12 protein-coding genes are annotated in these 12,447 nt (G+C 45.2%); 11 read left to right on the forward strand and 1 reads right to left on the reverse strand.

Going from position 1 to position 12,447, the window contains the following annotated elements:
• The first annotated feature begins 204 nt into the window (after nucleotides 1-204).
• Nucleotides 205-348 (forward strand): hypothetical protein, encoded by a 144-nt coding sequence (locus Q0314_RS04370; protein WP_298056921.1) that lies wholly within the window; start codon nucleotides 205-207, stop codon nucleotides 346-348.
• A gap of 65 nt (nucleotides 349-413) precedes the next feature.
• Here the strand turns inward: Q0314_RS04370 and uvrB are convergent, their stop codons facing one another.
• The gene (gene uvrB, locus Q0314_RS04375; RefSeq protein WP_298056923.1) at nucleotides 414-2,390 is read right to left on the reverse strand and encodes an excinuclease ABC subunit UvrB; all 1,977 of its coding nucleotides are present in this window, start codon (nucleotides 2,388-2,390) and stop codon (nucleotides 414-416) included.
• A gap of 67 nt (nucleotides 2,391-2,457) precedes the next feature.
• On the opposite strand from uvrB, the gene Q0314_RS04380 reads away from it, so the two are divergent.
• The 10 genes from Q0314_RS04380 to ispG all read left to right on the forward strand — a co-directional run.
• Entirely contained in the window at nucleotides 2,458-2,691 is a 234-nt protein-coding gene (locus Q0314_RS04380; RefSeq protein WP_298056924.1) for a hypothetical protein, read from the forward strand.
• 7 nt (nucleotides 2,692-2,698) lie between these two features.
• Entirely contained in the window at nucleotides 2,699-2,923 is a 225-nt protein-coding gene (locus tag Q0314_RS04385; protein ID WP_002946662.1) for a hypothetical protein, read from the forward strand.
• Between the two features lie 132 nt (nucleotides 2,924-3,055).
• Nucleotides 3,056-3,601, forward strand: coding sequence for a prepilin-type N-terminal cleavage/methylation domain-containing protein (locus Q0314_RS04390; protein ID WP_298056926.1), 546 nt, complete (start codon nucleotides 3,056-3,058; stop codon nucleotides 3,599-3,601).
• 117 nt (nucleotides 3,602-3,718) lie between these two features.
• A complete protein-coding gene (locus Q0314_RS04395; protein ID WP_298056928.1) occupies nucleotides 3,719-4,132 on the forward strand; it encodes a prepilin-type N-terminal cleavage/methylation domain-containing protein in 414 nt (137 codons plus the stop codon).
• Nucleotides 4,132-6,219, forward strand: coding sequence for a primosomal protein N' (locus Q0314_RS04400; RefSeq protein WP_298056943.1), 2,088 nt, complete (start codon nucleotides 4,132-4,134; stop codon nucleotides 6,217-6,219). Before Q0314_RS04395 ends, Q0314_RS04400 begins: the two co-directional genes overlap by 1 nt.
• Before the next feature lie 442 nt (nucleotides 6,220-6,661).
• Complete coding sequence (locus tag Q0314_RS04405; protein ID WP_002946673.1) at nucleotides 6,662-7,294, forward strand: DUF417 family protein; 633 nt, start codon at nucleotides 6,662-6,664, stop codon at nucleotides 7,292-7,294.
• A gap of 243 nt (nucleotides 7,295-7,537) precedes the next feature.
• Complete coding sequence (locus Q0314_RS04410; RefSeq protein ID WP_298056931.1) at nucleotides 7,538-8,281, forward strand: DUF4272 domain-containing protein; 744 nt, start codon at nucleotides 7,538-7,540, stop codon at nucleotides 8,279-8,281.
• Between the two features lie 607 nt (nucleotides 8,282-8,888).
• Nucleotides 8,889-10,355: an MBOAT family protein gene (locus tag Q0314_RS04415; RefSeq protein ID WP_298056934.1), complete on the forward strand. Its 1,467-nt coding sequence runs from the start codon at nucleotides 8,889-8,891 to the stop codon at nucleotides 10,353-10,355.
• Between the two features lie 9 nt (nucleotides 10,356-10,364).
• The gene (locus Q0314_RS04420) at nucleotides 10,365-11,483 is read left to right on the forward strand and encodes a hypothetical protein (protein ID WP_298056937.1); all 1,119 of its coding nucleotides are present in this window, start codon (nucleotides 10,365-10,367) and stop codon (nucleotides 11,481-11,483) included.
• Between the two features lie 71 nt (nucleotides 11,484-11,554).
• On the forward strand, nucleotides 11,555-12,447 hold an 893-nt coding region (gene ispG / locus Q0314_RS04425), incomplete at its 3' end, for a flavodoxin-dependent (E)-4-hydroxy-3-methylbut-2-enyl-diphosphate synthase (protein WP_298056940.1).

The raw sequence follows: 12,447 nt of genomic DNA on the forward strand, positions 1-12,447 counted from the left end.
TGCAGTTGCGAGGCAAAGCCGAAGCAAAAGAGCTCCCTTTTATATCCACTTTTCTCTTTTCTTTGGTAGAGGAAAAAAAGAGGGGGCTTTACTTCGCCTGCGGCTCGTAACTGCTTCTTAAAAAGCTGCGAGCAGAATGTGAAGCAGAGCAGACCTACTTACTAAGCGTCGCAATTTTTTGAGTTAAATTTGAATGTGATAAATTTGGATTTTCAAGATGCGGGTCTGGGCAGGTCAAATTTGAAGCAGAAATTTACAAATTTGACTTCAAATTTAATACAAAACGATAAGGCGAAACATTTTTTCGTCAGACGAGGCAGCGGCGAGCGAGGCGAGGGAGCGGACTAGCCGTCCGTGACCGAAGCCGACTGAGCTGGTAACGAAGTATGGCGGAAAAAGACAAGCTGTTAAATTTAAAGTTTGCGGATTTTGGCGATCTCGTCGCGCAATGCCGCCGCCTTTTCAAACTCCAGCTGCGCCGCCGCCTCCAGCATCTGTTTTCTTAGCTCTTTGATTATGCTCGCTCGCTCGGCGGCAGGCATTTTTTCCAGATTTGCGCCTTTTCTTAAGATCTCCGTGCCGTCCTCGACGTGCAGGCTCTCCTCGATATTTCGGCTAGCCGAGCGCGGCGTGATGCCGTGGGCGCGGTTGTATTCGTCCTGCATCTTGCGGCGTGCCAGCGTCGTATCCATCGCTTCTTGCATTGATTTGGTGATCTTTTTGGCAAACATCAGCACCCGTCCGTTTACGTTTCTAGCCGCACGCCCCATCGTTTGGATTAGGCTTGTCGTCGAGCGTAAAAAGCCCTCCTTGTCGGCGTCCATGATGGCTATGAGGCTAACCTCGGGCAGGTCAAGCCCCTCTCGGAGCAAATTTATACCGATGAGCATATCAAACTCGCCGCTACGCAGTCCGCGGATGATCTCGTTTCGCTCGACGGCGTCGATATCTGAGTGCATGTACTTGACCTTGATGCCTAGCTCGGTGTAGTAGCGGCTGAGCTCCTCGGCCATCTTTTTGGTGAGCACGGTTACTAGCACGCGTTCGTTTCTCTCGATCGTTTTTTTAGCCTCGTCAAATAAAATCTCCACCTGATTTTCACTGTCTTTTATCTCGATTAAGGGATCGAGCAGTCCCGTCGGACGTAAAATTTGCTCATAGACGTGGCCGCAGCTTAAATTTATCTCGTATTCGTTTGGGGTCGCCGAGACGAAAAGAAATTTGGCGCGTTTGTTTATAAACTCGTCAAATTTGAGCGGACGGTTATCTAGCGCGGACGGCAAACGAAAGCCGTACTCCACAAGCACCTCTTTGCGGCTGCGGTCGCCTGCGTACATACCGCGAAACTGCGGCAGACTCACGTGGCTTTCGTCCACGATGACGAGATAGTCCTTGCCGCCAAGCTCGAAATAATCAAACATCGAGTAGGGCGTCTCTCCGGGCTTTTGCCCCGTTAGGTGGCGCGCGTAGTTTTCGATGCCTTTGCACATGCCCGTACTGCTCATCATCTCCAGGTCAAACTCCACTCGTTGTTTTAGGCGCTGAGCTTCTACAAGCTTGCCTTGCTCGTTAAATTCTTTTAGCCGCTCTTCTAGCTCCTCCTCGATCTGTTTGATGGCGATTTTTAGGCGGTTTTCGCCCACGATAAACTGGCTGGTCGGGTAGAGGATAAATTTTTTAAGGTCGTGTCTTTTTTTGTTTTCCAGCACGTCCAGGCTATACATCGTCTCGATCTCGTCGCCGAAAAACTCGATCCTAAACGCCTCGTCGTTAAAATACGCGGGATATACGTCCACCACGTCGCCGTTTACGCGAAAGTCGCCGCGGTCGAAGTAAATGTCGTTTCGCTTGTATCCCATATCAACGAGCTTTTGTAGCAGCGCGCGCTGGTTGATTTTATCGCCGACGTTTAGGTATGCGACCATGCCTTGGTATTCGCTAGGATTGCCTAAGCCGTAGTTGGCCGACACCGACGCCACGCACACGACGTCGTCAAAGCTAAGCAAACTAGCCGTCGCAGATAGGCGCAGACGCTCGAGTTCTTCGTTTACGGAGCTATCTTTTTCGATGAAAAGATCTTGACGCGGGATGTAGGCCTCTGGCTGATAGTAGTCGTAGTAGCTGATAAAATACTCCACGTGATTTTTAGGGAAAAAGCCTTTAAATTCGCTATAAAGCTGCGCGGCGAGGGATTTGTTGTGCGTCATGATTAGCGTTGGCATATTTAGCTCGCGTATAACGTTTGCCATCGTAAAGGTCTTGCCCGAGCCCGTGACGCCTAAAAGCGTTTGGTATTTGTTGCCAGATCTTACGGAGGCTACGATATTAGCGACTGCGCGGGCCTGATCCTCGCTCGGGCTAAATTTGGACGAAATTTCAAAATTTTTCATTTTTTACCTTAAAAATCAGCTTTTTTTGTTACAATTACGTAAAATTATACCAAAACTAAGGAAAAAGATGTTTGATAACGATAAAGTACTAAACACCCTAACTGACAAAGTAAACGACCTGCTGGCTAGATATAATGAAATCTGCGAAGAAAACGAGTCTCTACGCAACGAACTAATCAGCGTCAAAGCCCAAAACGAAGCCAAAACAAACCAAATCACCCGCCTAGAAGAAGACCTAAGAACCAAAAACACCGAGAGCGACGACGTTATCCGCAAGATCGAAGCGGTACTGGGAAAATAAATAAACTATGAAAAAAATAACGGTAAAAATAGCTTCCACATTCTACAACATCAGCCTCGAGGACGACTTTGCCCAAAATTTTGAAAAAGAGTGGGAGACCTTTACCGGAGGCAAAAAGTATCTCGACGTCAAAGAGCTACTAAGCGCCTTTGTCCAAAAATGCTATGAAAACTATCAGCAGGAGCGCGATCTGCGCTCTTTAGCCCAAAAAGTAAGTAAAGAAATAAGTTAAATTTTATCCTAGATTACTTTTCTACACGCACCCATATAAAAAGATTTCATTTTAATCTATTTTTAAGCTAATTATCTATATAATTCCGCCAACTGCATAAGTGTATGCAGAAATAAACACAAGGAGTCTCATATGAGAAAAGGTTTTACAATGATTGAGTTGATCTTCGTGATCGTTATTTTAGGTATTCTAGCTGCTGTAGCAGTACCAAGACTAACTGCAACTCGTGATGATGCTGAGATAGCAAAAGCTGCAACAAACGTAAGTACTTTAATAAGCGATATCGGAGCTTACTATACTTCACAAGGAAGATTTGGTACAAAGGCACAAATGAGTAACGTTGTTATTAGTGGCGGTACTGATCTTAATATAGCTGCAAATGGAACAGCGACTGGAACAGCGACTGGAAATCTACAATCAGCCGGCAAAAACTGCCTAGCATTCACGCTTACTCCAGAGGTAAATAACGCAACCACTAGAACGCCAGCATTTGTAACTATAGCAGCTGGTGCTGATGCCGCTGCGCCTATTTGTGTAAAAGTTATAGCTGATCCAGAGATTCAAAAATATATGAATGCACAATTTGTAGGTCAAACATTTAATACTGGTACAAACCAATGGGAAGCTGCTCCTGCTGCCAATGGTGTACAGATTACAGGACTATCTGTAGTTAGATAATACCTTTGGTCTATTTAATTTAGAAATGTTGGGCTCGACTAGATCGAGCCCTTTTTAAATTTTACCTACCAATTTTTACTTATTTTTAATAATCCTTTATATCAAGAAAGGGCCTCAATGAAACGCGCTTTTACGCTAATTGAACTTGTTTTTGTAATAGTTATTATAGGTATCTTGGCTGGAGTAGCAGTGCCTAGACTGTTTGTTACTAGGGACGATGCAATAATCACGCGAGCAAAATCTGACATAGCATCTATAAGAAGCGCGATAATAAACTCATACAATACCAATATGTTATCCGGTAGATTCGCGTATCCAGCTCTTGAGGGTACAAATAATGATGTACTTTTTGAAGGGGTTTTACAAAACGGTATAGTTCCTAGTAGGCAAAGTGGCTGGACTAGTAGCGCAGCTAATGTCTATGTTTTTACATTGAGGAACAGAGCGGCTACTTTTACGTACACTCAAAATACTGGAACTTTTGTGTGTGCCGATAACGAGGCCGGTCGATTTTGTCAAGAATTGGAGTAATGCTCTACTACCAAATAATTCCAAGCGGCTTAAATCTTAAGCCGCTTACATATTGTTCAGATTTTAAAATACCCAATTTTACCCAAGTCTTAATCAATATAAAAAATAAAAAAACTATCGGCTACGTCCTCCAAAGCGTGGCCGAGCCGAATTTTAAAACGCTTGAAATTTTAGAAATTTTACCCGCCACGCTTACACCGATACAAATTTCGCTTTTGAAATTTATCTCGCATTACTATGTCGTAAATTTATCTATCGCGGCTGGGCTTTTTATTCCGCTAGAAACTGAAGCGCCTTGCTTGCAGAATTTGACGCAAACGCAAATTCTGAGCGATAAAAACGAGACAAATGCAAAATTTGACGATAGCAAAGAGTTAAATTTGACTACGGAATTAAACGAAACATCGCAGTCAAATTTGCCCCAAAATTTAAATAATAATAGCTTGCAAGAAAATTTGAAATTAAATGAGAGTGTTGCTACTAAATTAAATTTTAATAATCCCGTACGGTCGCCAAAAATAAGCACCGACCAATCAGCTACGATGGAGTTTTTTTCAAAAATCTCAAGCTTAAACCAAAACCAGCAAGAAGCGCTAAATTTTGCAAAGAGTCATAAAACGAGTTTGATTTTCGGCGATACGGGAAGCGGTAAAAGCGAGATTTATTTTTCGCTCATCCGCGAGTATCTGCTCGCAGGCAAGCAGGTTTTGCTTTTGATGCCGGAAATCTCACTCACGCCGCAGATGACGAAGCGACTAAAAAGCTATTTCGGCGAGAAGTTTGGCGTATGGCACTCCAAAATAACTCCAAAAAAGCGCGGCGAAATCCTGCAAAAGTTTCAGAGTCGCGAGATAAATTTGATCGCAGGCGCGCGTTCGGCGCTATTTTTGCCGTTTACCGAGCTTGGGCTCATCATCGTCGACGAGGAGCACGACGACAGCTACAAATCCGCGCAAAATCCGCACTATAACGCCCGCGACCTCGCGCTATTTTTGGCGAGCAAATTTGACGTCAAAGTTGTGCTTGGCTCCGCGACTCCTAGCGTCGTGAGCTTTAAAAAACAGCCCCATTTTAGGCTGAGAGGAACGTTTTTTAAAAGCGAGAAAAAATTTATCTACGACGAGAGCGAGACGGGGCTCAGCGACGTGATCATAGGCGAACTTGCGGCGAGTTTTGCGAGCGGTAAGCAGGCGGTCATATTTTTACCGACGCGCGCGAACTTTCGCTATCTGTTGTGCCGTGAGTGTGGCAGCACGATAAAGTGCCCGTTTTGCAGTGTAGGAATGAGCTTTTACAAAAAGCGAAATTTGCTAAAGTGCCAGTACTGCGGTTTTACGACGTCTGCGACGTGCTCGTGCGATAAGTGCGGTAGCGAGATGATCAAGGCGAAAAAAATCGGCACCGACGAGCTGACGGACGCCCTGCGCTTGGCGTTTCCAGCGGCTAGGATTGAGAAATTCGACCGCGATGAGATCACGACGCAAAACAAGCTCGAAAAGACACTAAAAGCCTTTAACGCGGGCGAGATAGACGCTCTCGTCGGCACGCAGATGTTAAGCAAGGGGCACGACTACCACAACGTGGATCTTGCCGTCATTATGGGTGTAGATGAGCTACTAAATTTTCCTGATTTTCGCGCTCGAGAGCGAACGTTGGCACTGGCGATGCAGGTGGCTGGCAGGGCTGGGCGCTCGGGCGAGGGGCGCGTGGTCGTGCAGAGTAGGCAGCGGGAGTTTTTTGAAGATTTTATCGCGGATTACGACGCATTTTTGACCGAGGAGATAGCGGCGCGCGAGCCGATATATCCGCCGTTTGCTAGGCTTTTGCGCGTTGTCGTCTCCGAAAAAAGCGAGCAGGCGGCAAAGCAAAGGCTTGAAATTTGCGTAGCCGAGCTTGAAAATTTACGCGCCGCCGAAACCTCGCTCGAGATAGTCGGGCACGGCAAGTGCGCGATCGAAATTCTCGGCGGTAAATACCGTTTTGAGATTTTACTACGTTGTGCCTCTCACGCTCCGCTTATAAAAGCCGCTCGCATCTGCGCCGTGCACGGCTTTGACGTCGATATGGATCCGATAAATTTCTCGTAAATTTGATTTCTTTTCGTTTGATTTTCGATGTTTAGTTCGGGCACCTCAAAAGCGTCTTAAATGTTTTGCAAGGTTCGTAAAATCAAATTTCACGTTCGGCTTGGTGTCAAAATTTCAGCTAAAACGAGCTCGTTTTGGTTTTGGCGGCTAGAGATCAAGTCTTAAATTTAACGCAAGTTTTGCTATTAATCCACCCATATAGACCAGCCAAATCTACCAAATAGTCTTTAGCGTGTTTTGGCGGCTATTTGTGGATAAAGATATTATAAATCTAAAATCTTGCTTAAACCAAAACTAAAATGTAATTAAAGTTTTCGTTTATGATAATGCTTATCTTTTTAAGCCGAATTTTATATGATTTATATATAATCCCGTTATAATTTTATCTAGCTTTAAATATGCAGTCTAATTAAAATTATAAAAATCACCCTAAAGGAACTTAATGCAAAAATTTTTACAAGCCCTAGCAGGCTCGCAAAAATATTTCGTAAACTACGTTAGCGTCGCGATTTTTATCGTGATGGCGTGGATAGGCGGACTCAAAGTCGTGCAATACGAGGCCGACGGCATCGTGCCGTTTGTAACCAACAGCCCGTTTTTTAGCTACATGTATAGCAAAAAAGATATCGTAGATAACGGCAAGGGCAAAATGGTCGCCGAGTACAACCTACACAAAAACCCGGAAGGCTTGGTCGTGCCTAAAAACATCGAGTGGCACAAACAAAACGGAACTTACGCGGTTTCGTACCTGATCGGCGCGATGATCTGCACTATCGGCACGCTCGTGTTACTTGGCATCTGGTTCCCTAAACTAGGGCTTATCGGCGGACTGCTGACGTTTGGCATGTCTATCGTAACGCTTAGCTTTTTGATAACGACGCCTGAGACTTGGGTGCCAAATCTAGGCAATCCAGCGCTCGGCATCACCGAAAGCCCTAATCACGGCTTCCCGTATCTATCGGGTGCGGGACGACTGGTGCTAAAAGATATAATAATGTCTGCTGCGGGACTAATCGTAGCCTCAAACGCGGCTCGCAGGATTTTGGAGTGCTGCAAAAGCTGCTCGGCTAAGTAAAATTTGCAGATTTTAGCGAGCGATACGCCTAAAATTATATTTTTGGGCGACTCGCCGCTCGCGGCCGTTTTTCTCATCTCTACTTTTTACTATTTCGTTACAAAATTACTTTGCTTTTTCAATATATACCAAATCAATTTTATCCGTTTGCTTGCTCGTTAAATTTAGCAAACCGTGTACGCGTAAAATGCTGCCGTAAGCAAAGATCAGGTAAAATGCAACCCTAAATTTAAAGGAGAAAATATGGCATTTTTCGATTTTTTCAAAAAAGGCGGCAAAAATAGCGCAAACGCCGCAAAGATCGGCAAGACCGCGCAGGAGCGCAAGGATATAAGCATCGAAATCTTAAAATCGCAAGGCGTGCCTTTTATAGACCATTTGCCGCTACGATACGAGACGAGCGAGGTCACTCCGCGCGAAAAGGACGAGGTTATCGCCCGTGCGATCTGCTCGTTTGCCGCAATAATGTGCGCTTGCACTATCAGAGATAACGGCGAGCTAACCGACGAAGACAAGCAGGGCACGAAGGACTTTCTAAACAACCGCTTTGGGTGCATAGATAAGCTCACGCGCATGGAGCGCCGCGTCATAGAGGGCGAAGCGAGCTACGACGAGGCCGTAAATATGGGCTGGAAATACGAGTCGCTGTGGGCGCTGATGTGGGCCATGGGTCTCGTAGATGAGCTAAATTTCCCAAACGAGATCTGCGACTGCAAATTTGTGATGGACACCTTTATCGGCGGTGATTTTTCGGAGCGCGTGAAAATGCGGGGTACTGATGAAATCCTGCAGGCGCTCGATCTCGTCTACCGCTACCACTGGGCGTGCGTCAATGCTCGCGTGCACGGCACCAAGAGCGCAGGCCTTGATGAAGAGGTCGCGATGGAGAGGCGCGGCGGGCTAGAGTGGCTATGCTGCAAGGGTGCGGAGAACGATAATCTGGCAGATGAGTATAATGCGTGGGATTATCCGGACTTGAACACTTAGCGGCCCCTCTTTTTCTACTTATACTTCGTTGAAATTTTGCCGAATTTCAGTCATGTATTATAGTATACACTCCTTCATTCGGCTCATTTCCGCCTCGTCTAAAGAAAAAATACTGTGCCTTATCTTTGCGCGTATCCCGCGAGCGTCTTTAAATGAGTTTGAAATTTTAAGTCCGCGATAGGCTATATGTCTTATCTTGACTTAAAATTTCTGCACAACATTTAAATCCATCTCGCGATACTGCCACTCTTGCATTCTTTAACTCAAATTTTAAACCAGCCTACGCTTAAAAATTAAATTTCGCTTTATCTTTGTGCGTTGTCTCTCTTTGCTATACGTCGTTGCGTTTAAAATTTGCTTTATTACATATCAAGCATACGCTCCGCCCGCAAATTTCATCCGCGCCTAGTCTAACTTCGCGATACCGCCTCTTGCGTCATTTTGCTCAAATTTAAGTTGCAACTTTGGCAGACTATTTTTACGTCCTTGCTTCAAATTTGACCGCTTGCGCATTTAGTTTTTGCTCGGTAGCAATTAATTAATTTTTATTTTGTTTAAATATTAAATAATGTTTATTATAATTGCGCTAAAAATCAATGGATGGATAATGCTTTTTAACTCTTACGAATTTATATTTTTATTTTTGCCCATAACTTTTTTCGTATATTTTTTCTTAAATAAAAAGCGCCTTAGCGAAGCGGCTAAAGGCTTTTTGGTGCTATCGTCGCTATTTTTTTACAGCTGGTGGAACATCGCTTATCTGCCGCTAATAGTAGGCTCGATGATATTTAACTACTCTTTTGGGCTGGAGCTTTGTAAAAATAATCCTAAAATTTCAAAAAAAATTCTCCTAGCTCTTGGTATTGCGGGAAATTTGGCCTTGCTTGGGTATTTTAAATACTCAGACTTTTTGATCGCCAACGTAAATTTCGCCTTCGGTACGCAGATAGCGCATCTAAATTTGCTCCTGCCGCTTGCGATTTCGTTTTTTACGTTTCAGCAGATCGCATATCTGGTGGATTGCGCGGCGGGAGAGGGCGCAAAGCGGTATGATTTTTTAAACTACTGCTTGTTTGTTACGTTTTTTCCGCAGCTAATCGCCGGCCCCATCGTGCATCACGAGGAGATGATGCCGCAGTTTGCGAAAACCAAGAACAAAATAATCAACTATGAAAATATTGCTCTTGGACTTTTTATATTTTCTATCGGGCTTTTTAAAAAGGTCGTTATCGCCGATACTTTTGCCGTTTGGGCTACCGAGGGGTTTGATAGGGCTGCGAGCTTAAATTTGATCGAAGCTTGGGTCACTAGCCTTAGCTACACGTTTCAGCTCTATTTTGATTTTAGCGGGTACTGCGATATGGCGATCGGCGCGGCGCTACTTTTTAATATCAGGCTACCGATAAATTTCAACTCGCCCTATAAGGCTTTAAATATTCAGGATTTTTGGCGTAGATGGCATATCACGCTAAGCCGTTTTTTGAGAGATTACGTCTATATCCCGCTAGGGGGCAACCGCAGGGGCAAGGTGCGTACATACGTAAATTTAGCCGCAACCTTCGTGATAGGCGGCATCTGGCACGGGGCGGGCTGGACGTTTATATTTTGGGGATGTCTGCACGGTGCGGCTCTGGTCGTCCAAAGGATTTGGAGTGAGCTTGGTTTTAGGCTAAATAAATTCGTAGCTTGGTTTATAACCTTTAACTTCGTAAATATCGCGTGGGTATTTTTTAGAGCTAAGGAGTGGAACGACGCGCTAAAGGTGCTAAAGGGGATGTTTGGCCTGAGCGGCGGGCTAACTCTAAATTCGCGGCTAGAGAGAAAGGTCGGTTTTTTGAAAGAGTACGGCGTTAAATTTGGCGAGTGGAATCCAAATATACAAATAGACAGCACAAACACCTTGCTCTACTACTTGATCGCGGGTTTTGCGGTCTCGCTACTGTTTAAAAACTCTGCGCAAAAACTGCAAGGATTTAAGCTAGGCTGGCCAAATTTGACCCTTGCCGTGCTTTGTTTTACGCTGGGCGTTTTAAATTTGCACAAAATGTCTCAATTTTTATATTTTAACTTTTAGGAAAGTCGTATGAAATTTAAAAAATGGACGTTTAGCTTTTTGGCCGCGGCGGCTTTGATTTTCGCGTTCGTAGCAGCTTTTAACTACCTGGTCGATCCATATAGGATTTACGATACCGATATCTTTAAAAATAAACCCAGAGAGGACTTGCAGTCGCGCTTTATGAAGGTTGTAAAGATCCAAAAAATCAGGCCCGCCTCGATATTTTTAGGAAACTCTCGCCCTCAAACCGCGCTAAATTCGGCGCATATGTATTTCGCACAACCCGCCTTTAACGCGGCCGTATCAGGAGGCAATCTAAAAGAAGCTAAGGCCTATCTAAAATGGGCGATAAAGCAGGGAAATTTAAAGCAGGCATTGCTCGTTTTTGACGATAAGACGATGCTAGGCGGCAGTAGTAAGGCCGATGATTTCGAGGAGTATTTTAAAAATCCTAGCGCGTATAAAATTTTATTTAGTTTCCAGACGCTTCGCGACTCGGTAGCGACTGCCCTAAAATACGGCAAAACTCCGCTTTTTGAGCCTGACGGCAGGCGAACCGAGGCGTCGCTGCTAGAAGAGGTGCGAAGAAACGGGGGCTACTACGAATACTCCGTAAAAAAGATAGAGAGCGGATATATGGCTGAACGCAAAAGAGACGAGGTGTCAAGGCTGTCTTATGAAAATTTTATCGAGATTTTAACGGACGCTCACGAAAATAATATAACCCTAGATATTGCTATAAGTCCGCTACACGCTAGGCTGCTTGAAGCTATGGACTACAGAGTCGGGCTTGATGCGGCATGGTATGAGTGGAAAAAGCAGATAGCGGCCGTAAATGAAAAGGTTGCCAAGCGTCTAGGAAAAAAGCCGTTTAGGATAGTGGATTTTGGCGTTTATAACGAGATAACGGCACAGGAACTACCTAAAGACGCAGACCAAATTTCGCCGTACTACTGGGAGGCTAGCCACTATAACGCAAGGCTCGGCGATATGATGCTGGATTTCTTAACGGGGCAGGGCGAGCAAGCGGGGCTAGGCGTAGAGATAAATAGCAAAAACATAGACGCGCACATAGAAAATCAAAAAAGCCTGAGAGCTAAATTTATAGATACGCGGGAGTATAGGCGCGAGGTTTTTGTCGAGTAGGTTTTGGGGCGGTAAATTTATTTAAAAGCCAAGATTTTATATAATCGCACAATAAAATTTAAAGGCCAAATTTGCAAAGATACCCCACGAAACAGATAAAAATCAGGGACGTAAAAATAGGCGGAGACGCGCCTATATCGGTGCAGTCGATGACGTTTAGTAAAACTAAAGACGTAAAAGGCACGCTAGAGCAGATACAGCGGCTTTATTTTGCCGGCTGCGATATCGTGCGCTGCGCGGTGTTTGACAAAGAGGACACCGCCGCGCTGCGCGAAGTGGTCAAAGCTAGCCCGCTGCCTGTCGTCGCCGATATCCACTTTAACCATAATTACGCCGTTATAGTTAGCGAGTTCGTCGATGCTATCCGCATAAACCCGGGCAACATCGGCTCCAAAAAGAACATCAAAGCCGTCGTGGACGCGTGCAAGCAGCGAAATCTGCCTATCCGCATCGGCGTAAACTCAGGCTCGCTCGAAAAGCAGTTTGAGGACAAATACGGTCGCACGGTCGAAGCGATGGTACAAAGCGCGCTTTATAACATAAATTTGCTCGAGGATTTTGACTTTACCGATATCAAAATCTCGCTAAAATCAAGCGACGTCGAGCGCACGATGGCCGCTTACCGCGCTCTTCGGCCGCTGGTAAATTATCCGTTTCATCTGGGCGTTACGGAGGCCGGCACTAGCTTTCACGCGACGATAAAGTCTGCGATTGCGCTAGGCGGACTGTTGCTGGAGGGCATCGGCGACACGATGCGAGTTAGCATCACGGGCGAGCTAGAAGAGGAGATCAAGGTCGCAAAAGCGATCCTAAAAGACAGCGGCCGCCAAAAAGAGGGGCTAAATATCATCTCGTGCCCGACCTGCGGGCGTTTGCAGGCTGATCTGATGGCTGCGGTAAAGCTCGTCGAGGAAAAAACCAAACACATCAAAGAGCCGCTAAACGTCTCGGTGATGGGCTGCGT

The organism is uncultured Campylobacter sp., from assembly GCF_938040115.1.
Taxonomy (GTDB): Bacteria; Campylobacterota; Campylobacteria; order Campylobacterales; family Campylobacteraceae; genus Campylobacter_A.

Coding starts and splice junctions, on each gene's coding strand:
- uvrB (WP_298056923.1), bottom strand. CDS start 2,390: ATGAAAAATTTTGAAATTTCGTCCAAATTTAGCCCGAGCGAGGATCAG.
- Q0314_RS04380 (WP_298056924.1), top strand. CDS start 2,458: ATGTTTGATAACGATAAAGTACTAAACACCCTAACTGACAAAGTAAAC.
- Q0314_RS04385 (WP_002946662.1), top strand. CDS start 2,699: ATGAAAAAAATAACGGTAAAAATAGCTTCCACATTCTACAACATCAGC.
- Q0314_RS04390 (WP_298056926.1), top strand. CDS start 3,056: ATGAGAAAAGGTTTTACAATGATTGAGTTGATCTTCGTGATCGTTATT.
- Q0314_RS04395 (WP_298056928.1), top strand. CDS start 3,719: ATGAAACGCGCTTTTACGCTAATTGAACTTGTTTTTGTAATAGTTATT.
- Q0314_RS04400 (WP_298056943.1), top strand. CDS start 4,132: ATGCTCTACTACCAAATAATTCCAAGCGGCTTAAATCTTAAGCCGCTT.
- Q0314_RS04405 (WP_002946673.1), top strand. CDS start 6,662: ATGCAAAAATTTTTACAAGCCCTAGCAGGCTCGCAAAAATATTTCGTA.
- Q0314_RS04410 (WP_298056931.1), top strand. CDS start 7,538: ATGGCATTTTTCGATTTTTTCAAAAAAGGCGGCAAAAATAGCGCAAAC.
- Q0314_RS04415 (WP_298056934.1), top strand. CDS start 8,889: ATGCTTTTTAACTCTTACGAATTTATATTTTTATTTTTGCCCATAACT.
- Q0314_RS04420 (WP_298056937.1), top strand. CDS start 10,365: ATGAAATTTAAAAAATGGACGTTTAGCTTTTTGGCCGCGGCGGCTTTG.